The organism is Aeribacillus sp. FSL K6-8394, from assembly GCF_038008865.1.
Taxonomy (GTDB): Bacteria; Bacillota; Bacilli; order Bacillales; family Aeribacillaceae; genus Aeribacillus; species Aeribacillus composti.
Map to the genome: position 1 here is coordinate 45,676 of NZ_JBBPAA010000003.1, position 21,170 is coordinate 66,845.

A 21,170-nucleotide genomic window follows, 5' to 3' on the forward strand; every position below is an offset into this window, starting at 1 on the left:
AGCCGCGAACTGCCTAAAAAAATCTTTGCACTCTTACTTGGATACAACTGAAAACCGTTTATTAATGTGCTTACGGTTTTCAATTTCATCTACAAGTGCTATGGCAAAGTCTGCATAACTGATGTAGCTTTGGCCTTCAGAGTTGACAGCAAGCACATCGCCTGAAACTTTATACTCACCTGTGCGCGGACCTTGCGGATCAAAAAATGCAGCTGGGCTAATATAAGTCCATTGAATCCCTTCAGAGTTTTCAAGATCTTGCAGATTTTGAGCTGAGCTTTTCGCTACCGGCAAATATTCTTTTGGAAAATCCGGCGAGTCAAAGAGGCGGGTTGTTTTCGCTTCATCGACAAACAGGCTGCCCGCTCCGCCTACAACAATAAGCCGCGTATTAGGTGCTCCTTTCAAGGCATTGATTAATACTTTTCCTGCTTCTACATGTTTATGCTCTTCACCAGGTGCAGTGCCAAATGCATTAACGACGACATCAAAATCTTTTATATCCTCTGATGTAATATCGAAAATATCCTTTTCAACAGCTGGTACATCAGTCACTTTAGAAGCATTGCGGACAATAGCCGTCACATCATGTCCTCGTTCCTTTGCTTCCTTTACTATTAAACTTCCTGCTTTTCCCGTTGCACCAATAACGGCAATTTTCATAAACAATTTTCCTCCCTTTATGTAACTAATTCAGTTACAGATTATATGTAACTATTATAGTTACAAACTGTAGATGAGCAAATTCGCTAACATAAATTTACAACCAAACAAAAAAAGAGACATGAACCCGATTCCTTGGTTAGAATAGATGTGCCAACAAACCATTCACACAAGGAGGTTCATGTCTCATGAATAGATTAGCACATCATCAAGGAATCCACAAGTTTTTCACGATGTTGGGGTTGGCACTTTATTTTTCAAAACCTGTCATGAAGCATCTCGTTCATATCGTGGATGCGATGATCACGAAAGGCTTTTCTGGAACGTTGACCGATCTTCATCATTGGAGCTTTCACCCCAATCATCGAACGACACTCAGCCATTTTTTCACGAAAAGCCCTTGGGATGAAGAGACGCTGCTTCGCAAACTCCAGCAATGGATGCTTCATCGTGTCGAACGGATCGCCAAACAGAAAAATCAACCCCTTTTTGTTTCGATCGATGATACGATTTGCCAAAAAATCAAGCCTTCGTCACGGGCAACGCACGCCATTCAAGGGTGTGATTGGCACTATTCTCACACAGAGAAAAAGTCGATCTGGGGACATTCTCTTGTTTGGCTCATGGTTCATACGATGACCCAGGCTTTTCCCTTTGCGTTCCGCCTCTACGACAAGGCGGCTGGGAAAAGCAAGGGGGAACTCGCGATCGAGATGCTTTCTTCTTTGGATGTACACCGTCCTGTTTATGTGCTGATGGACTCTTGGTATCCATCGCAAACGCTCGTGGAAGCTTGTCTGAAAAAGGGATTCCACGTAATCGCAATGCTCAAGGCCAATCGGCTTCTTTATCCAAAAGGCATTGCGGTTCAGGTGAGGGAGTTTGCCCGCTACATCGAACCGAAAGACACTCACCTCGTCACGGTGGGAGAAGAGCGTTATCGCGTGTATCGCTACGAAGGCTCTCTCAAAGGTCTCGATGATGCCGTGGTGCTGCTCGCTTGGAAAGCCGATCAGCCGATGACATCGGAACATCTTCACTGCGTCTTGAGCACCGACCGGGATCTAAGCGATGAAGAGATCTTGCGCTACTATGCCCAGCGTTGGTCGATCGAATGTTTTTTCCGTCAAGCGAAAGACCAGCTGAAACTCGATGGATACCGCGTTCGCGGACGTCGGGCGGTGAAACGCTACTGGATCTTGGTGCAGCTTGCTTACGTGTACAGCATGTTCGAGTCGAACAGCGATTTTTCTGATGGGCTCGATCTTCTGCGCAAGAGAAAAGGACATAGCCTCGTGGAGTTCATTTACCGTGCAGCGAAACAAAATATTCCCATTGATACCGTGAAAAAACAGCTCCACGTGGCATAAGGGGTACCCTGTTTGTCTCTTTTATATGGTAATTATTGTAATTAAAATTACTCAACTACAGTTACAAATATAAATCCCTGTCAACTTATTGATTGAAGCTGTCATCCGGAAATCATTGTCTGCCAACCTGTTTGACAAAATTTCAAATTTGTCACTAAAATAGTGACAAATGGTGGTGAAAACGAATGATTAACAGCCGTTTAGCAGTGGCGATTCATATTATGATCTTAATAGCATCAAATCCCCTTGAGCATATGTCTTCAGAATTTATTGCCAAAAGCGTCAACACGAATCCCGTGGTGATCCGGCGAATTACAAGCATGCTCAAGAAAGCGGGACTATTAACTTCCCATGCCGGCAGAACCGGAGCAAAATTAACAAAAAACCCTGAAGACATAACACTTTTGGATATTTTTAAAGCGGTCGAACCGAAAGATGAATTATTCGCTATTCACGAAAATCCGAACCCCAATTGTCCCGTTGGAAAAAACATTCAATCCGCCCTGGACAGCACATTTACGCGCGTTCAAAAAGCGATGGAAGACGAGCTGGCCAGCCAATCCCTAAAAGACGTAATGGGCCATTTCTTACAATAAGAATGGCCCATAAAAAATGAAGCTGTAGTTATTTCCTCTTTTTCGGCACTTATGACCGTTTCGCTGTTTTGAATAAGATGAATGATTCATTTTTACTTTCATAAGTTTGCACGCATGCAGGGAATCTTTGAAATCGATTTTATTCCTCCATCAAGTGCTTGATTTCAAAATAAAAAGCATGGATAAATTTTTTCGTATTGATTCGTATAGACGATGCAGCTGCAGGCCGATCGGCTTTTAATTCCTCCATTTTTTGACGAACAGCAATGAAATCAAAAAATTTGGATGAGTAATTTTCAAACTTTGGATGGATGAAGTCTGTGAGCCCAAGTGACGCTAAGTTGTTCAAGGAATGATAGATCGCCCTCCGCACACGTTGTTCAGACGCTTTAATTTCCCTTTTCAGATCCTCTTCACTGGCTCCTTCTCCAAGCTTCTTCAACGCAATATTTCTAAATATCTCCTTTAATGAAGGAAATCCGCCGGCAAATGTTTTCTCTTGTTCGTAATCATATAAAAACTGCATGATTTCAATGAGATCTTTACTGCCGCTTTCTCCGGCAATGCCTAGTTCTGAAAGGAGGAATCGTGCACTGGCAGAAAGAGAATTTTCTTTATAAGGATTTACATTTTGCTTTAGAAGATGATCAACGTTCATAACGCTATATAAAGAATGATGGATATCCTGAATGGTTTTTTCCAAACATATATGACCCATCACCTTCTTTAAGATTGACAATACTTCAATTTTATTAATCGGCTTCGTTATATAGTTTTCGATTCCGTATTCATAAGCTTGGCCGATCATATCCTTTGATTCCACCTGCGATATCATAACAATTTTTCCTTTAAAAATCGGCTTGATTTTCTTAATCGTTTCAATGCCGTCCTGAACGGGCATTAACAGGTCAACTAATAAAATATCGACTTTCTTCAAATTTAAAAATTCACCGCTAACATCAGCACCGTCTGCTGCTTCGCCTACGACTTCACCAAGTTCCTCGTCTTCAATGATATGCCATAGCATAGTACGAATTGACTCATCGTCATCTATTATAAAAAACCTCATAAAATCACCTTTTCTGGGTTAAATTTCCAATTGGCAGACGAACGATAAATGTTGCCCCTTTGCTATCTTCCTGATGCGCAATCATTACTTCCCCGTTAAGCTTTTCTGCCAATTCTTTCACATATGAAAGCCCAATACCTGTTGATGAATTACCCGTGCTGTCGAATTTCAAGGTGAATCCTGGTTTAAAAATAATATCTTTATATTGATCGGGAATTCCGGGACCATCATCATGAACGCGTATTTGGAGCCAATCATTTTCCCGCTCCACTGCAATCTCAATGCTGCCAGTTCCTTTGATGGCCTCCACTGCGTTAGCGACAAGGTTATTCACAATGGAAATAAACGTATACACATGATACTCAGGATGTGACCCATTATATGCAATACTGAATTCAATGTTTTTCCCCAACAGCTCAGCATACTTCTCATGTGTTCGAACAATGATTGATAAAAGTGATCGGACATCTAAATAATCAAGGGAGCTTTCTTCTGAAATTACTTTTGAAAGTCCAGACAAAATGCGTTGATTATCTTTTTTGATCTCATGAACCTCGCCGGCAATCCTCAAGGCATGCCGTGAAAGCTCCTCCAGCGACAGCCTTTTCTTCCCTTTCCTGATCTCCTGCAATTTTTGATACAGGTTGTAAGATTGCCTCGTAATTTCCTCAGCATCTTGAACGGATTTTTTTAATAGCACCGACTCTTCGTAAAGGTTCGATACCAGCATGATCATATGTTCATTGCGTTTTTGAATCTCCGCTTCCCTTAGCTTAGATTCATGCAATTTTATCATACTAAATAAACCGATCACAAAAAAACTTCGGAATATGGCAATAATCATAATTTTATTAAAGGCATCTAAAGTCATTACCGTTCCAATCATAATATTTTCAGCGAGTAGCTCGACAATCCCGGCTGCCAATTCTATCACAATCCCCAAAAGGCCGATCACCCATGGTCGATTGTAAAATCGGTGAATTCTTAAAACAGAAAAAACAAGCGCATACGTGAAGTAATAGAAAAAATAAGGAGAATTTGTATGAATGGAAGCCATCCAATCAACAGATGTAAGGGATATCAAATCGAGAAGAACCCGAAATGTCACAATTGATAAGCCTGCAAGAACACCACATATAACAGCTGGTACCTTTCTCAGCCACAATAAAAAAATAAACAATGTTGGAGGTCCAAAACTCACCCGATAAACTTCATTAAATGGATAAAATTTAATTTCGCCAGCGAGCGGAACCAAAATGATCATTGCAACCAATAATTGAAGTTCTTTTTTTTCAAGAGAGTGCAAGTTCAATATTACCACAACCTTGTTATAATGGTTCCTCTTAAAAAATTGAATAAAAGTTAGAATTTTAAAAACGAAGTAAATAATCAATTTGTAGAATTTTGTAGATTTATCGTCTGATCTTGTAGTTTCAATTTTAAATTAGATAAGATAACTCGTAAGCGCTCTCGCAAACAACTCTACTAATTATTATAGCTTATTATTTCGACGAGTAATCATTTAAAAGATAATGATAATCAATTTTGTCATCCATTCGTTTTGGAGGCAATTATAAAAGAAAAGAGGTGCTATGATGAAAAGAATAAGCTTGGCTTGGCAAATTTTAATAGGTCTTGTACTAGGTATTGTTGTTGGTACTATTTTTTATGGTAACCCAGATGTTGCGAAATTTTTGCAGCCAATTGGGGATATATTTTTACGATTAATTAAAATGATCGTCATTCCAATTGTTATTTCCAGCTTAATTGTCGGTATTGCAAGTGTAGGTGATACAAAAAAGCTCGGAAAGCTTGGCGGAAAAACAATTTTGTATTTTGAAATTATTACAACTGTCGCCATTATTGTCGGACTTTTAGCAGCTAACATTTTTCAGCCTGGTTCCGGCGTCGATATGAGCTCATTAGAGAAAACAGATATTAATAGTTATGTCGATACGGCAGAAGCAGTTGAAAGCCACGGAATAGCTGATACATTTGTCAACATTGTTCCACCAAACATTTTCCAGGCATTTGTTGAAGGAAATATGCTGGCGATCATTTTCTTCTCTGTATTTTTCGGACTTGGAGTCACAGCCATCGGAGAGCGTGGAAAACCGATCATTGCCTTTTTCCAAGGTACAGCTGAAACGATGTTCTGGGTGACGAACCAAGTGATGAAATTTGCACCATTTGGTGTGTTTGCCCTTATCGGTGTGACTGTGTCTAAATTCGGTATCGAATCATTGGTGCCGTTGGGTAAATTAGTAATTGTCGGCTATGGAACAATGTTATTCTTCGTTGTCGTCGTTCTTGGATTTGTTGCAAAATTAGTCGGTCTAAACATTTTTCACATCATCCGTTTACTTAAAGAAGAGCTTATCCTTGCCTATTCAACCTCAAGCTCAGAAACAGTTATGCCAAGAATAATGGAGAAAATGGAGAAATTTGGATGCCCAAAATCCATTACAGCATTTGTCATTCCAACAGGTTATTCCTTTAACTTAGATGGTTCAACCCTATACCAAGCATTAGCAGCACTGTTTATAGCACAAATGTATGGCATTGATTTGTCCATCGCTGATCAAATTTCATTGGTGCTAGTATTAATGTTGACCTCAAAAGGAATTGCAGGCGTTCCAGGCGTTTCATTTGTTGTATTGTTGGCTACGCTGGGAGCAGTAGGCATCCCGCCTGAAGGTCTTGCATTTATCGCAGGTATTGACCGTATTCTCGATATGGCTAGAACAGTGGTCAATGTCATTGGAAATTCATTAGCCGCTGTCGTTATGTCTAAATGGGAAGGTCAGTTCGATGTTGAAAAAGCTATTTCATATATCAATTCTTTTAAAAATAATAAGCAATCCGCAGCTTAATATAACCGATATAATTCCAAAAACTTTGCAATCGAGTAGGAGGGAGCGATTAACTCCCGTCCTCTCACACCACCGTACGTACGGTTCCGTATACGGCGGTTCAATTAAGATAATTGACGCAAGTCTTTATAACTTCCGTGAATAGCTGTTCTCTTTATGCCAGTGGTCACTCCACCCTCCAAGAGGTCTCCCACGGGATTCACCGCTTCCTCCCTCAAGTGAGGTACTACGTTTTCTGTGTTCATCATGACTCACTGAATGCCAAGGGCTATTCTCTCTTAATTGTTCGGTCCTTCTCAGTTGTTCTAGATCAACTAATACTATGACCTCTGCTGACTTCTGACGGTTCAGCTACTTATCACTAAGTAGGTTATGAAGAGTACTTCACATATCCGCCAGACCTCCCCGGGTAAGTACATGCACTTTCACACCATCTATCCGCCTCATTTACTCGATATGACCTTCGACAGAAAGAGCTTTGTTTTGTTATGCAAACTCACTCAATCATACCTAGCCTTATATGAGGTTCGTGTTCCTCGGACCGGTGTTTTGCCTCCAGCTTCCTTCAGATTCCGCGTCACCACGGACACCCTTGCTCTTGGCTAACCTCTACTTCTGTCTTCGGGGTTCGGGACTTACACCCTATAGTTCATGTACATGCCGGGCGCACATCAAAAAGCCGGAGTGGTTATGATACCATTCCGGCTTTTGCTATAGATTGAAGATAATGATTTCAACAGCTTTGTTAGATTCATTCGTAAAGATGATATTTCTGATCTTGATCGTTTTCTACATAGTTAAACGTTAAGAAAAAACAGAGCGTATTTTCCATCATTTCTGTCATTTCCTATTATTTCTTTATCTTTGTTTGTTCCAAAGTGCAATTCTTTCCCAAAAAGCTTTTCGCATGTAGAATGATTTTTCACAAGAATAAGCAGACAGCTCAAACTCGAAAAAAAGGTGTCACCTATAATGATTATTAAATAAAACTTGAAACTGTTTCCAAATTCAAGTATTATATAGAAAGACTTAGAAATAGGCACGTTTGAAAAAGTGAAAATTAATAATTTTATAGTGGACGGATGTTTATTATTTTCTTGTTGTCTTCAACACAAAATCACAATAGCCGAATCTGAAATAATTGGTGTATCGCTTAATTTTGCAAAATTACCATAAAACAACTTCTTCGTTTATTAGAGAGATAGAAACTTAAAAAACTTTGAACATATTTTTAAAAAGATAAATCAGGAGTTCCATTGCTTTCAATTCATTTCAGATTAGAAAAACCGTAAATTAAATTTATGGTATCTTAGGCTATTTAACTTATATAAGTTAGGGCCTTTGTTTAATCTAATTTTGAATAGTGGACGTGGTGAGCCGTCCGCGATTGCAAAAATGAGCATTGCCTTATTTGCGCCATTTGCAAAAACACCACGTCCACAAAAGCTAAATCTCAAGGGAGTACTGTTTTCATATCTCTAATCTCCTAATGATTATTTTTCTTTTTAATACTAATATCTATAAAATTGTTGATAACGTTTGCAAGCAAGGAATCTCCAATTACACAAAACCATTTGTTTACCTTTTCCCTAATTCATCAATTAATTTTAATAAATTAGGATCTTCTATATAATTTTCTATAGTGATAATTCTTTTGTTTTTATGAGATAATCTTGCTCTTTCTAATAAATCTTTATGAACGACGATAATGTCAGTGTCTTCTGGAACATCCTCTATTCTATAATGTTTTACTTCAATACCGTCAATATTTGCTTTTTGCAGTCTTTTTCTAAATGTGGTTGCACCTAATGCACTGCTGCCGGCACCTGCATCGCAAGCAAATGAAATTTTACTTATTTTTGTATTAGACAGTTCATTAGATGGATTTAAAATTTGTTTCCCTTCAGATTTCATTGCTTTTGACTTTTCGATTGAACTTGTAAAATCTTCTTCATCTGTTTTTTTATCAAACTTTAATATTATTGCAGTAACGATGAAGGATACTACCGCAGCTACGATTACACCTGAAATGATTCCTAGGAAATTACCTTTAGGGGTTAAAGCTAAATAAGATATTATGGATCCCGGACTAGGTCCAGCTACAAGACCCGCATCGAAAAGATAAAAAGTTGTAATACCTGACATCCCGCCGGCAATCATTGCTAAAATTGTTAATGGTTTCATTAATACATATGGGAAGTATAACTCATGAATGCCTCCGAAGAAATGAATTATTATAGCACCCGGAGCAGTCCGCTTAGCAGCCTTTTTGCCGAAAAAGCTAAAAGCTAATAATAATCCAAGACCAGGTCCTGGGTTTGACGCAACGGTAAAGTAAATTGATTTTCCTGCTTCAAGCGTTTCTTGCATACCTAAAGGATAATATATTCCTTGATCAATGACGTTATTTAAAAACAATACTTTAGCTGGCTCATTAATAAGAGATAATAATGGTAAGTACCCTGTATCCACTAGAGATTTAATAGCGGATGAAACAACATTATTTGCCGCTTCAATAACCGGTCCTATAAAATAAAAGGAGAAAATCATTAGAAAGAAGCCTAAAATACCAATTGAAAAGTTATTAACAATCATTTCAAATCCTGCAGGTATTTTACCATCTATCAATTTATCAAATTTCTTTATAAGCCAGCCTCCCAAAGGACCAATAATCATCGCGCCTAAAAACATTGGTATATCGGATCCAACTATTAGCCCTATGGCTCCGATGGTACCCATTACAGCGCCCCTTTGGCCGGCAACCATTCTCCCTCCTGTGCTTGCTAAAAGCAAAGGCAATAAATACTTGATTGCCGGATCAACTATACTAGCAAGATTCTCATTTGGAAACCAGCCAGAAGGTATAAACAAAGCTGTTAATAATCCCCATGCAATAAAAGCTCCAATATTCGGCAAAACCATATTGGTCAAGAATCCTCCAACAGCTTGGATGCGTGCACGAAAAGATGGAGTTTTGGCTTTAATTACATTTTCCATGTATAACACCCTTTCTTCATATCAATATTATAGAAGAAATTTTTATACTTTTTTGAAAAAAAAAACGATGTTTAAATTTTAAATTTAATCAAAAAAACATTTTTTATTCTACCATTTTAATAACATTCATTATTTCTTCTTCATTGCTTGAATTTCTAAACTTGTTTACAACATCTTCATCAATTAGTATAGAAGATAAGTCGGATAGCAAACCTAAATGACTTGAATTGTCTTCAGCCGCTAAGACGATAATAATATTCACTTCTTTTCCCTCTGGGAACTGCACGTTGTTTTGTAATTTCAAAAAAGAAATGCCTGTTTTGATTACTCCTCCTTCGTTTCTTGCATGCGGCATGGCAATTCCCGGAACAATTACTATATATGGACCATTTTTATTGACATTATCAATCATATCTTGAATATATTTAGGAGTAATATTACCTTTTTTTAATAAAGGATCGGAAGCAACTCTTATAGATTCCTCCCATGAAGATACTCTATTCAAGAAATTTATATTACCTTTTAAATATTCACTTAACACACCGTTTCACCTTTCTTCATGATTCTATTTACACTACCATTTCTGTATTTTTAGTTGATAATAAATTTCTTTAATTTTTTCTCTAATTGTTTTATTTTCTAACTCTGTAAAATGTAAAATGGCTTGTTCGATCCCATTTTCACAAATGTAGTTTTGCAAAATTACAGACTCTTCATCATCAGGGTTATCGAATAAAAATGCAGCAGCAACGGCAACTGATAAATATTCTATTGAAAGTCCTAAATCAAAAAGTTCTCTAGTGGGTTTAATTAATCGTTCATTATAGCCCAGTTTGCGAATCGGCGATCTTCCTACTCGCAAAATCGAGTCGCTAATATTTTTGTTTTTAAAGCGCTTTATAATTCTTTCAATAAAATCACTCATATCTTTTGGATCCATATTAAATTTCCTCAAAATATATTGGGAAGCTTCATTTAGCGTTTCCCGTACAAGATGTTCAATTTTTGCATTTCTCAAAGCGCTCTGTATTGTAGATTCTCCTGCTAAAAACCCAATATAAGCAGTTGCCGCATGACCCATATTCACTAAATATAATTTTCTTTCAATATAAGGCTGTAAATCTTCAACATAGATTGCGTTTTTTATAATAGGCGAATCTGCATTAACGATTTCTGATTTGTTAATGATCCATTCATAGAACGGTTCTACAAGAACACTCTCACCCCCTTCGCTATGTTTTGATAAAGCTAGGCGATCAATAGCTGAATTAGGAAAGCCAACAAAAGTACATATATTTTCCATTTCTTTATTTGAAACATATCTCTTTATCTCACGTTTCAAACTGGAAGAAGCGTTAATTGCATTTTCATTTGCGATAATGTCGATCTTCTTTTTATTTTCTTTTGCTCTTTTCAAAAGGCCTTGAGCTAATATATTAGCAATTTTAGGTATGTTATTGATGCCGACAGATGTTGTAATTAAATCTGCATTCACAATAGCATTGACCACTTCTTCTTCTTGTGTTACACTGTTTAATGCTGAAACCGGAGAGATAGTCTCTACCGTATGATTATCATCTAATATCTCAACCTGATAACTATTGTAATTGTTAAATTTATCAACCGTTTTTTGATTTATATCCACGAAACAAACTTCATACCCAGTTTTGTTTAATAAGTAACCAATTAAACCTTTCCCTATATTCCCTGCACCAAAATGCAACGCTAGCATAATATTATCTCCCTTTACAATACTTAAAACTCTTTATCAAAGAATATCCAATCCAGCGAGGCTATTAACTTTTTACTCTAAATTCGCGTGATATTGCCAAAGACTAGACATATCAATATTTTGCTCTCTAATCATCATTAAGGCTAACGCGTCGCCTAATAACAATAAGCTTTGTTCAAATAAGCTTGTCATTGGTTGTACAGATTTCACTTCATTTGGCAGCTGTAGTTTTGTACCTACTGGTATCCTTACGAAACAATCTGAATACTCATTCATTGAGCTATTTGGATTTGCACCTATATGAGCAACTTTTGCTTTAAATTGCTTTGCCTTCTTTGCAATGATTAATGGAAAAGCCGTTTCTCCGCTTCCCGACCCCACTATCAATAAGTCTTTTTCAGTTATTGCAGGCTCAGTGATTTGGCCGACAATATAAGTTTTAATACCAAGATGGGCTAATCGTTTAGCGATAGCTTTCAAAGATAATAGAACTCTTCCAACCCCGACAAAAAATACTTTATCTGCTTTTTTTATCTCGATTAACAATTTATTGACTTCATTCATATCAATTTGGTTTAAAGTAGTGGTGAGTTCGTTTGTAATTTCCTTTACAATATCATAGTAATTAACCATTATTTCCCCTCTTTTCACAATAAACCTTCTATGATGCATTTTTCCATCGCTTTTTTATTCTCAGCTAAACTTTTGTCTCGAATAAATAAGCTTGTACTCCCGGCAACTAGTATGTCGGCCCCAGCTTTTACTAAGCTTGGTATTGTGTCTAAAGATACTCTGCCATCAACCTCAATATTTGTATCCAATTCTTTTTCTTTTATTAATCGCGCCAAATCTTCTACTTTTTTTATTGCATAAGAAACTTGCTTTTCATTTTCATCAGTTGCAAAGCCTGGATTGATTAACATTAACAAAATGGTATCGCACTGCGGCAAAATATAATCCAGGACAGACAGGGGAGTTGCTGGGTTGAGTGCTAAACCTGCTTTAATTCCATTGTTTTTTATTAAGTTAATGTATCGATCAATATGAGTGCTCGTTTCATAGTGAAATGATATTTGTTGTACATCAATTTTGATCATCTCTTGTATAAAAAATTCATTATTATTGGACATAATGTGGACATCAAAATTCATATCAGTTATTTTTCGTAATTGCTTAATAGTATCTATTCCCAATGGCATACTAGGGCTAAAGTGTCCATCTATAATATCAATATGTAAAGTATCCAGTCCTTCTTTCTCAATTTCTTTTACACTTTTTTCTAAATTACATAAGTCAGCACACATTATAGAAGGTGCAATCGTTATTTTTTTATTATTTTGCATGTTTGTGCCTCCATTTGCATGTGTTTGCATGTTTTCCTTTATTATAAAACGCATATAATGAAAAGTAAAGCATGTTTTTGCGTTTTTGTGCCATTATTTGCGCGAATGCGTTTTGATCAATTGTTGAAATTATGATAAACTATAAGAAAGACTTAAAGGAGTAAAGTCACTATGCTAAAGGAAGAACGTCAACAAAAAATCTTGCAGATTTTAAATGAAGAACATAAAGTTATTGCAAGCGATTTAAGTAAACGCCTGTCAGTTTCGGAGGATACAATTCGAAGAGATTTAAAGGAGCTTGATAACCGCGGACTTATTAAAAGGGTTCATAGCGGAGCTTTGAGGATAGGGCCTCCTGTTGTTGATTTTTCAACAAGGCAGCACATGTTTAATGAAGTTAAAATTAAATTAGCTAAAAAAGCTTTATCCTTTATAAAAGAAGACATGGTTTTATTAATTGATGGAGGAACGACTAATTTACATCTAGTAAACCAATTACCTTTAACATTAAAAGCCACCGTCATTACAAACAGCCCGCCAATCGCTATGGCTCTGACTAATCATCAACATATTGATGTTATTATGATCGGCGGAACTTTATTCAAACAATCAATGGTTAATTTAGGAATAGACACTGTCGAATCTTTAAGTAATATGAGAGCAGATTTATATATCATGGGAATTTACAAAATTGATCCTTATATAGGAATCAGCGTCCCAAGCTTATCAGAAGCATTAGTAAAGCGGAAAATGGCTTCCATCTCTTCTGAAATATTAGGGATGGCAACATCTGATAAATTAAGCACTGTTTCCAATCACATTGTATGTCCTACTAAAGATTTAACATACTTAATAACAGAAAATATTAGTCCTAACATTAAAAAGATATATGGCAGCCAACAAGTAGTGGTGGTTGATTGATAATGCATTAACAAATTTGATAATCAGCAGTTTGATGAGAAAAAAACGAGGGTAAATGAAATCAGATTCAACAAGCCACAAGTATCTTTATATATACCATATTGCTAAATATCGAAGACCGCTTGGTTAAAAACTCCCTTATTTCCAATTTAATTAAAAAAGGATGGGGCTGTCCAGAAAGTCAAATCCCCATAAAAACAAAAAATCATAAACATCGATATATCAACGTTTCTAAAACATTAAAGGGGGTGTTAATAAGCAGTAAAAACGACTTATTAGACACCCCCATCCTGCAAAAGATCATGTATCTTTAATAATTGATTAAGCCATCAAACCCCTTTTAACCCGTTTCGAATAAATTGGACCGTATATTCCATTTCTTTTTCATCATCCCATGGATAGTCCGGAATGACCAAAAACCGGGTAATGAAAAAACCAACGATCGTGTTAATCGTTAAACGTATGACGGTCTCGGTGGGAAAATCTCCTATTTGCCCATTTTGCTTAAAATGGTCGACAACTTTTATAAACTGAGGCAAAACTTTTTCAGTAAAAACCGCACGATATTTTTCTTGAATTTCTGTATGGAACGCCATTTCCTGCAAAATAATTTTTAACAATGGGACATTGTTTTTGACAAATTGGTAGCGGTTGCGGATGATTTTCCTTAACAGCTCTTCAAAATCATCATGACGCTGATCCTGGAAAACTTCATTGATAAACCTTTCAGCAAAAAAAGGGACGGCAAATTCTATAATGATCGGTGAAACGATGGAAATCAGCAAATCTTTTTTTGTTTTGTAATGGCGGAAAATCGTTCCTTCCGCTACCCCAGCTCTTTTCGCAATTTCGCTCGTGGATGTCGCAGCATACCCTTTTTCGGCGAAAATTTCGACTGCCGCTTGAAGAATTTTTGCCTGCTTCGGCGTTAAATTTTGATCCGCTGCCTTCATGAACTCGTCCAATAAATTTTTCTGGTCCATACGCTTTCCTCCTCCTACTCTCTCTTCTATTTGTTATAACCTGCGATGTTTTTTCAATGCAAAGATATTTAAGACATAGAAAAGAAGCGCAAAGCAAGCTAGTATAAACAAATCCTGCCAAAGATCGACCAAGTCCTTTCCTTTAATCATGATTTCCTGCATGGCATCCGCTCCATAAGTAAGCGGCATAAATTTGCTTAACACTTGCATCCATTCCGCCATTGTCTCCAAGTTAAAGATTCCCGAGAAAAATACTTGCGGGATAATGACAAGCGGAATAAACTGCATGATTTGCAGCTCATTATTCGCATAGGCTGATAAAAGGGTCGCAAGCGTCAGCGCCGTGATTGCCAATAAAAAAGTGACGATTAACAGCTGCCAAAAATCCCCTGCCATCCAAATATCAAGTACATATACGGAATAAGCAACAATAATGAACGATTGAACAATCGTGAATAAGCCAAATCCTAGCAAATAGCCTGTTACAATCTCCCATCTTTTAATAGGCGTCGACAACAATTTCTCTAATGTTCCTTGTGTTCTTTCCCGCAAAAATGAAATGCCGCCTAACACAAAAACAAAGAAAAAGACAAAAAAACCGATTAGTACTGAACCCGTCTGATCAAAAAGATTGATTTCGTCAGAACCATAATAATATTCGACATCAGGCTGAATATTTTTTTGGCCTGACAGGGAGCTGAAGGCGGTTTGAATCACCTTCATGACCGCTGAATTGGCTGTCGGGTCGCTTCCTTCCAGCAAAACATACGGAACATGATTTTTTATCGTTATAAACGCATCTAAATCCTCTTTTTGAAAAGCCTCCTTCGCTTCACCTTCGGACATGTGAACAACATCTTTCTCCAATTCATTTTGCAATGCTTGCTCAAGCGGCGCCGGTATATTTTCCGCAGCTATTTTCGGTTCGTATGGGTCGCCACAAGCCATACAAGGGTGATAACTAAAAGCGGCGCAAAGATCAATAAAGCAATCGACCGTTTATCCCTGAGCAGCTGCCGTATAATTCGGATGACAACAGCTCCTACTCTCATTTCTCATTCCTCCCGTATGCTAAAAATGCTTCTTCAAGTGAATCGACCTTTTGGTTTTCCTTTAGCTTTTCCGGCGTGTCACAAGCAATGATATAACCGTCTCTTAGCATGGCAAGACGATCACACTTTTCCGCCTCATCCATGACATGTGTCGTAACTAAAATGGTCATCCCGTTGTTTTTTAGTTTTCTTAATTCACCCCATATTGATTGGCGAAGCACTGGATCGATTCCAACCGTCGGTTCGTCTAAAATTAATAGATCCGGTTTATGCATGAGTGAAGCAGCTAGAGACAACCGCCTTTTCATCCCACCTGAAAAATCCCTTACAACTTTATCCATATGATCGGTTAAACCAACCATTTCCAAAACTTCCTGAATCGCTTTCTTCCGTTCTTGGCGTTTTAGTCCGTAAATGGCAGCTATAAATTCCAGATTTTCTTTCGCGGTCAACTCCTGATAAAGGGCATCCGATTGCGCCATATAACCAATTGATTTCATCAGTTCGAGTGAAGGAACTTTTTGATCTTTGATGGAAATTTTCCCTTGATCTCCCTCTAAAATTCCTGTAATCATTTTGACCAACGTCGTTTTCCCAGAGCCGGATGGGCCAAGAAGCCCGAAAATCTCTCCCTCATTAACATCCAAATTAATATTTTTTAGAACTTTTTCCTTCCCGAATGAAATCGCAGCTTTACGGACAATAATCATTGAGGCCATTTTTTCCCTTCCTTTCGTATAAAATGAGTGAGTACTCACATACATTATAGATGACCAAATGAATTTTGCGAAGTGAGTAATCACTCATTTCTGCGAATAATAGAAAAAATTTTTTAAAACAAACTCGGCTTTAATAGTTATCTTTAAAAAAACTGACCGCTGCGGATTCAAACAAAAATGGTCCTGCCCTGCAGCAGCAACCAGTATTTGAACTAAGAAAAACCATCTTTTTAATGCTTGCTTCCATACAAATTGAATGAGGAACGAACATCAGAAGATGCGCTTTTTTGCACAAATTATGTCCATTAATATGCAGGAAAAATCGGGGCAATCGGTTAGCTATTGACTGATTTAGCGTGTTTTGCAGGAACGACTAGATGAAGATAGCCTTGGTATTCGTTCCTTAGAGGAAAATAAACAAGCATTTTTAGTTATTTTACATAATGATTAAAGGAGATTTTAGATACAATACACATTCAATAAAAATGGTTGAAGTGATACTATATGGGCAAGTGGTACTGTAAAAACAATAATGATTGATTCAATATAATAATTCTTCTCATGCGGATTTCTGTTTACGGATAAGCTGACATATGTGACTTTCAAATTCTTACAGTTGAAAGAAGTGAAAAATGATGAGCCTAGAGGCATTAAACAAACAAGTGAAAACCGATCTTTCCTATCTCGCCTTCGGAGGTCCAAGCTGGGTGCGAACGCTAAAAAAACCTGAAGGGCATGTCTACGATGTCGTGATCGTCGGCGGCGGCCAAAGCGGCTTAGGTGCGGCTTTCGGTCTTCTACGCGAGCGGATATCCAACATTCTCGTCATTGACGAAAACCGAGAGGGCTTGGAAGGACCGTGGGAAACCTACGCCCGTATGGTGACTTTGCGAACACCTAAACATTTGACCTCCATCGACCTTGGGATTCCTTCCCTAACCTTCCGCGCTTGGTGGGAAGCACAATTCGGACCGGAAGGCTGGGAAGCGCTGGACAAAATTCCTCGGGGAGACTGGATGAATTATTTGCGCTGGTTTCGGAAAGTTCTCAATCTGCCCGTCATCAATGAAGTGAAGCTGAAGCTGATAGAGCCGACTGATGAAGGGATTCATCGGCTTCATATCGAAGGGACGGGGGCACCATCGGACATATTGCTCGCACGAAAGGTTATTTTAGCCACGGGAATTCAAGGCGGCGGCGAATGGCATGTTCCTCCTTTCATTGCTGAAAAATTGCCGCGTCATCTCTATGCCCACTCCTCAGAAGCAATTGATTTTAAAGCACTACAAGGGAAAAAGATCGGAATTTTGGGCGGCGGCGCATCTGCCTTTGATAATGCCAATTTCGCCTTATCAGAGGGTGCGGCAGAAGTTCATGTCTTTGTTCGCCGCAAGGAATTGCAGCGTATTAATCCGATCCGCTATATGGAAGTTTCCGGTCTAATCGAACATTTCCAAGCTCTATCGGACGCTGATAAATATGCAATCATCGCTCATTTCTTTAAATATAATCAGCCGCCGACCAACGATACCTTCGGACGCGCAGCCGCATGGCCCGGTTTTCAACTGCACTTAGGAGCGCCATGGCTTGATGTTGAAGCTGCAGATCAGGGTGCTGTAGTGACCACACCTCAGGGCAAGTTCACCTTCGATTTTCTGATCATCTGCACCGGACTCGTCACTGATCCTGCTTTGCGCCCGGAGCTTAGACTTGTCGAAAGCCACATAGCTCGTTGGGGAGACCGCTATCATCCCCCGAAGGAGTTGGCCAATCCAATGCTTGATGCCCATCCTTATCTCAGCCCTGGTTTCGCTTTTATAAGCCGCGATGAAAAGGGCAAAAAACTTCTGTACGGACTTTTCGCTTTCAACTATTCGGGTTTGATCAGCTGCGGTATTACGGCAGCTGCTCTTTCCGGCTTGAAATACGGGATACGCAGGCTCGTATCTGAAGTAGCGGATCAGCTTTTCTTAGATGATCGTGAAAAGATATTGAAAGACTTCTTTTCCTATAACGAAATCGAATTTGTCGGGGAATGGACTAAAAAGGAGTAAGGCTTTAGAATAACCGTTGGTGGTGTGGGGGCTGTCTCAAGTTGATTTTTCAGCTAAGAGGCGCCCCTTTTTTCAAGCAACATTTTTTCGGACAGCTGTTTGCATGGAATTTATGACCGGAGAAAGCAGCCTTTTAACACTCTTTAAAAATAAATAAGGTGAATCGAATCAAAGTTCGATCCACCCAATTAAATTTTTTCAGTTCCCTTCGAGCAATTAATGGACCACAGCTGGACCAATTAATGCTGCTGGTTTTTCCCCTAAAGCCAGCTTGCTAATGTTTGTATAGCTAATATGTTTATATGATTGCAGCAATTGTTTTAATTCGGGAAATCTTTTATCAGCTTTTAGTTTTTCGATTTCCTGATGATAGATAGACAGCACATAATCATCCTGAAATTTCGGTTGGAATTTACCTGGGTTTTCATCCATTAGTAAAGAACCCATATATTGATATCCATACTGTAATTGACGAGTCAAATGGATGATATTTAAAAATTTCCGATAAATAGATGGTGTTGTCGCCTTTAAGTTTTCGATAGCGGTTTGTGCATTTTTCAACTCATCGTAACTAGAGTCTATTATCACACTATATCATTCCTTTGTTCCGTATTAATCCCACGGTTTATTCAGTGAAAGTCTGGACACGAGTTCTTTATTTTGTTGTCTTTTTAACTTACGAATCTTTTCACGTTCTTTTCCTGTTTCATAAAGATATTTTTCTTCCTCTGTTTCTGGAATAACTGGCGGTACTTCCAACGGCCTTTTATTTTCATCTAGAGGAACAAAAGTGAAAAATGCTGTAGCTGCAATTCTTCGTTTTCCAGTTTCTAGATCTTCTGCAATCACTTTACAGAAAATCTCCATGGATCTTTTACCTGTATAGCTAACAAACGATTCAATACAAACCGAATCACTTACCCGGATCGGTTCAAGGAAATTAACGGAGTCGGTCGACGCTGTAACACATTCCTTTACCCTTGTATGTCTGCGGGCAGAAAGCGTCGCACATGCATCCATCTTCTTCATTAAAACTCCGCCAAATAATGTATGATAATTGTTCAAATCATTAATGAGCACTTGATCGGTTTGAACAACACGTGTTTCTTTCATTTTTTTTGCTTCCATTATGATCACCTTGCAAATAAAAATACTTTTGAAGCGTACGCTTCATCCGCATTTAGAATTTTTACAAAGAGAATTATAATATAGTTGGTTTGCAAAGATACAATGCCAATCCTATATACAATTCATTACAAAATAGTATGGAAGCGCTCTTTAAACTGAACAAAATAAAAAAAGCTCCCCTTTAACGGAAGCCTTCTTATAGTTGACTCAATCGGATTTAGAATCCTGGCCGGGATTAGCCGTCGACAGCTTTTCTTTTGCAAATCGTATAAATTCCTGCGCAATCTGTGATAAGCTTGCATCCTTTCTCCAAATCATTGCCAGATTCCATTCGATTTCCGGATTAGTGACGGTGATCGTTTTAAAATCATCTGTTAGTTCTATACACGTACTTTCAGGCAGCAAAGTAATACCTATATTGTAGGCAACCAATTCTTGAATAAACTCCAGTTGTGATGTTTCCGAAATAATTTTCGGTTGAAAACCGGCTTCTTTACAAGAATTGATGACAAGATTTCTTAGCACAAAATCCCGGTCGAACATAATAAAGTCCTCTTTTTTTAGCTCCTGCAAAGACACTTCTTGTTTTCCCGCCAGACGATGAGACGAAGAGACAACTAGTTTTAATTTCTCATTCACAAATATAATACTGTCAAGATTTTCATTTTCCTCAGAAAGAACAACGACCCCAAAATCCAATAAATTATTGAGAACCTTCTCTTCAACTGGTTTGGAACCATCCTCTTCTAGTAGGAAAATCACCTCTGGATATTCTTCATGAAACGATGCAATCAATTTTGAGAAGAAAATGGAATTCGTAATCGTAGGTAGCCCGATGCGAATTTGTCGTTTTCTTTGCATAAACATTTTATCTAGTTCTGCATCCAATTGCTGCAGCTGATTTTCAATTTTTAAAGCATGTTTTTTTAAAATACGGCCTGCATCCGTCAATATCAGCTTTTTTCTAGTACGTATGAAAAGCGGTGCTCCAATTTCATCCTCCAATGATTTGATAATTCTACTGAGAGCAGGCTGCGTAATGAACAGGTTCTCAGATGCAGTGGTAAAATTGCCGGTACGTGTAACCTCAAGAAAACACTTCAATTGTTTAATTTCCAATTGAATCAAACACCCTATTACATTTTAATGATAATAAAGTTTACCATACTTTTCACTTTAGCGCTTTAAATTTGTTTCATCAAATAGGCGAAGCATAAAGCCTTGATGTTAGACTAAAAAAATGGATACGGAGAACAGAGAGAAATAAACATAATTGGTTAATCGCATTTAAGAAACAAGAGTTTGTATATTTTATTGCAAATTCACTATTACATGGAGAGGCTTGTTCGTCTTGCAAATTCTTATCACTTGCTTTCGCAAAAACTCATACCGTTAGAGGCTCACAGTCAAGCATATAGAAATGAAAAAAAGTGAATGTTCTGATTTGCCACTAGCTGTTCTAGGAGGCGCCATCTTTTCTCCTTAAGCCGAGATATTTTTAAAATCGATTTTCATTTCGTATTTGGACTTTTTTGGCAGGTAATGGTCATTTCTATTATTGCCACATTACTTTGATTTTATTTACTAAAGAAATCCCTCCGTTAAAGCAAAAAAATTTTTTTTCTAACACTCATTTTCGGATATGCATGCAACATTTCTCAATGAAACAA

The 21,170-nt window shown here is 37.9% G+C and carries 18 protein-coding genes and 1 pseudogene; 5 read left to right on the plus strand and 14 right to left on the minus strand.

Annotated features, from left to right (window positions below):
- Window positions 1-33: 33 nt before the first annotated feature.
- Window positions 34-663, minus strand: coding sequence for an NAD(P)-dependent oxidoreductase (locus tag NSR00_RS16925; protein ID WP_340789923.1), 630 nt, complete (start codon window positions 661-663; stop codon window positions 34-36).
- Window positions 664-851: 188 nt separating this feature from the next.
- Between NSR00_RS16925 and NSR00_RS16930 the strand changes: the two genes are divergently transcribed.
- Together NSR00_RS16930 and NSR00_RS16935 are read left to right on the plus strand one after the other, a co-directional pair.
- Window positions 852-2,033, plus strand: a complete 1,182-nt coding sequence (locus NSR00_RS16930; RefSeq protein ID WP_340789924.1) for an IS701 family transposase — start codon at window positions 852-854, stop codon at window positions 2,031-2,033.
- Window positions 2,034-2,218: 185 nt separating this feature from the next.
- A complete protein-coding gene (locus NSR00_RS16935; protein ID WP_327848286.1) occupies window positions 2,219-2,629 on the plus strand; it encodes an Rrf2 family transcriptional regulator in 411 nt (136 codons plus the stop codon).
- A gap of 139 nt (window positions 2,630-2,768) precedes the next feature.
- Here NSR00_RS16935 and NSR00_RS16940 read toward each other — a convergent pair whose 3' ends face one another.
- Together NSR00_RS16940 and NSR00_RS16945 are read right to left on the minus strand one after the other, a co-directional pair.
- Window positions 2,769-3,698 (minus strand): response regulator, encoded by a 930-nt coding sequence (locus NSR00_RS16940; RefSeq protein ID WP_340789926.1) that lies wholly within the window; start codon window positions 3,696-3,698, stop codon window positions 2,769-2,771.
- A gap of 4 nt (window positions 3,699-3,702) precedes the next feature.
- Window positions 3,703-5,010 carry a sensor histidine kinase gene (locus tag NSR00_RS16945; protein ID WP_082829613.1) on the minus strand — a complete coding sequence of 436 codons (1,308 nt, stop codon included), beginning with the start codon at window positions 5,008-5,010 and terminating at the stop codon, window positions 3,703-3,705.
- A gap of 283 nt (window positions 5,011-5,293) precedes the next feature.
- Here NSR00_RS16945 and NSR00_RS16950 point away from each other — a divergent pair, with 283 nt between their 5' ends.
- Window positions 5,294-6,571 (plus strand): cation:dicarboxylate symporter family transporter, encoded by a 1,278-nt coding sequence (locus tag NSR00_RS16950; protein WP_327848289.1) that lies wholly within the window; start codon window positions 5,294-5,296, stop codon window positions 6,569-6,571.
- Between the two features lie 1,578 nt (window positions 6,572-8,149).
- Here NSR00_RS16950 and NSR00_RS16955 read toward each other — a convergent pair.
- The 5 genes from NSR00_RS16955 to NSR00_RS16975 form a co-directional block, all read right to left on the minus strand.
- Window positions 8,150-9,568, minus strand: a complete 1,419-nt coding sequence (locus NSR00_RS16955; protein WP_066251470.1) for a PTS mannitol transporter subunit IICB — start codon at window positions 9,566-9,568, stop codon at window positions 8,150-8,152.
- 103 nt (window positions 9,569-9,671) lie between these two features.
- On the minus strand, window positions 9,672-10,109 hold the full coding sequence (locus tag NSR00_RS16960) for a PTS sugar transporter subunit IIA (RefSeq protein ID WP_066251473.1): 438 nt from the start codon (window positions 10,107-10,109) through the stop codon (window positions 9,672-9,674).
- A gap of 33 nt (window positions 10,110-10,142) precedes the next feature.
- Entirely contained in the window at window positions 10,143-11,300 is a 1,158-nt protein-coding gene (locus tag NSR00_RS16965; protein WP_327848291.1) for a mannitol-1-phosphate 5-dehydrogenase, read from the minus strand.
- A gap of 72 nt (window positions 11,301-11,372) precedes the next feature.
- Window positions 11,373-11,933 (minus strand): 6-phospho-3-hexuloisomerase, encoded by a 561-nt coding sequence (gene hxlB, locus NSR00_RS16970; protein WP_066251479.1) that lies wholly within the window; start codon window positions 11,931-11,933, stop codon window positions 11,373-11,375.
- Window positions 11,934-11,947: 14 nt separating this feature from the next.
- Entirely contained in the window at window positions 11,948-12,643 is a 696-nt protein-coding gene (locus tag NSR00_RS16975; RefSeq protein WP_066251481.1) for a ribulose-phosphate 3-epimerase, read from the minus strand.
- Window positions 12,644-12,814: 171 nt separating this feature from the next.
- Here NSR00_RS16975 and NSR00_RS16980 point away from each other — a divergent pair, with 171 nt between their 5' ends.
- A complete protein-coding gene (locus NSR00_RS16980; RefSeq protein ID WP_066251483.1) occupies window positions 12,815-13,564 on the plus strand; it encodes a DeoR/GlpR family DNA-binding transcription regulator in 750 nt (249 codons plus the stop codon).
- Between the two features lie 329 nt (window positions 13,565-13,893).
- On the opposite strand, the gene NSR00_RS16985 is transcribed toward NSR00_RS16980, so the two are convergent.
- The 3 genes and pseudogenes from NSR00_RS16985 to ccmA form a co-directional block, all read right to left on the minus strand.
- On the minus strand, window positions 13,894-14,547 hold the full coding sequence (locus NSR00_RS16985) for a TetR/AcrR family transcriptional regulator (RefSeq protein ID WP_340789929.1): 654 nt from the start codon (window positions 14,545-14,547) through the stop codon (window positions 13,894-13,896).
- A gap of 33 nt (window positions 14,548-14,580) precedes the next feature.
- A pseudogene (locus NSR00_RS16990) lies at window positions 14,581-15,599 on the minus strand (ABC transporter permease).
- Window positions 15,596-16,318, minus strand: a complete 723-nt coding sequence (gene ccmA / locus NSR00_RS16995; RefSeq protein ID WP_340789930.1) for a heme ABC exporter ATP-binding protein CcmA — start codon at window positions 16,316-16,318, stop codon at window positions 15,596-15,598. The pseudogene NSR00_RS16990 and the gene ccmA overlap by 4 nt, the downstream one beginning before the upstream one ends.
- 635 nt (window positions 16,319-16,953) lie before the next feature.
- On the opposite strand from ccmA, the gene NSR00_RS17000 reads away from it, so the two are divergent.
- On the plus strand, window positions 16,954-18,372 hold the full coding sequence (locus tag NSR00_RS17000) for an NAD(P)-binding domain-containing protein (RefSeq protein WP_340789932.1): 1,419 nt from the start codon (window positions 16,954-16,956) through the stop codon (window positions 18,370-18,372).
- A 216-nt stretch (window positions 18,373-18,588) separates the two neighbouring features.
- Here the strand turns inward: NSR00_RS17000 and NSR00_RS17005 are convergent, their stop codons facing one another.
- The 3 genes from NSR00_RS17005 to NSR00_RS17015 form a co-directional block, all read right to left on the minus strand.
- Window positions 18,589-18,960, minus strand: coding sequence for a hypothetical protein (locus NSR00_RS17005; protein ID WP_340789933.1), 372 nt, complete (start codon window positions 18,958-18,960; stop codon window positions 18,589-18,591).
- Window positions 18,961-18,984: 24 nt separating this feature from the next.
- Complete coding sequence (locus NSR00_RS17010) at window positions 18,985-19,500, minus strand: acyl-CoA thioesterase (protein ID WP_327863964.1); 516 nt, start codon at window positions 19,498-19,500, stop codon at window positions 18,985-18,987.
- A 207-nt stretch (window positions 19,501-19,707) separates the two neighbouring features.
- Window positions 19,708-20,619, minus strand: coding sequence for a LysR family transcriptional regulator (locus NSR00_RS17015; protein WP_066251505.1), 912 nt, complete (start codon window positions 20,617-20,619; stop codon window positions 19,708-19,710).
- Window positions 20,620-21,170: the final 551 nt, after the last annotated feature.

Excerpts from the sequence above, each read along its gene's own strand:
- NSR00_RS16925 (WP_340789923.1), bottom strand. The coding sequence starts at position 663 with ATGAAAATTGCCGTTATTGGTGCAACGGGAAAAGCAGGAAGTTTAATA.
- NSR00_RS16930 (WP_340789924.1), top strand. The coding sequence starts at position 852 with ATGAATAGATTAGCACATCATCAAGGAATCCACAAGTTTTTCACGATG.
- NSR00_RS16935 (WP_327848286.1), top strand. The coding sequence starts at position 2,219 with ATGATTAACAGCCGTTTAGCAGTGGCGATTCATATTATGATCTTAATA.
- NSR00_RS16940 (WP_340789926.1), bottom strand. The coding sequence starts at position 3,698 with ATGAGGTTTTTTATAATAGATGACGATGAGTCAATTCGTACTATGCTA.
- NSR00_RS16950 (WP_327848289.1), top strand. The coding sequence starts at position 5,294 with ATGAAAAGAATAAGCTTGGCTTGGCAAATTTTAATAGGTCTTGTACTA.
- NSR00_RS16955 (WP_066251470.1), bottom strand. The coding sequence starts at position 9,568 with ATGGAAAATGTAATTAAAGCCAAAACTCCATCTTTTCGTGCACGCATC.
- NSR00_RS16965 (WP_327848291.1), bottom strand. The coding sequence starts at position 11,300 with ATGCTAGCGTTGCATTTTGGTGCAGGGAATATAGGGAAAGGTTTAATT.
- hxlB (WP_066251479.1), bottom strand. The coding sequence starts at position 11,933 with ATGGTTAATTACTATGATATTGTAAAGGAAATTACAAACGAACTCACC.
- NSR00_RS16975 (WP_066251481.1), bottom strand. The coding sequence starts at position 12,643 with ATGCAAAATAATAAAAAAATAACGATTGCACCTTCTATAATGTGTGCT.
- NSR00_RS16980 (WP_066251483.1), top strand. The coding sequence starts at position 12,815 with ATGCTAAAGGAAGAACGTCAACAAAAAATCTTGCAGATTTTAAATGAA.
- NSR00_RS16985 (WP_340789929.1), bottom strand. The coding sequence starts at position 14,547 with ATGGACCAGAAAAATTTATTGGACGAGTTCATGAAGGCAGCGGATCAA.
- ccmA (WP_340789930.1), bottom strand. The coding sequence starts at position 16,318 with ATGGCCTCAATGATTATTGTCCGTAAAGCTGCGATTTCATTCGGGAAG.
- NSR00_RS17000 (WP_340789932.1), top strand. The coding sequence starts at position 16,954 with ATGAGCCTAGAGGCATTAAACAAACAAGTGAAAACCGATCTTTCCTAT.
- NSR00_RS17010 (WP_327863964.1), bottom strand. The coding sequence starts at position 19,500 with ATGGAAGCAAAAAAAATGAAAGAAACACGTGTTGTTCAAACCGATCAA.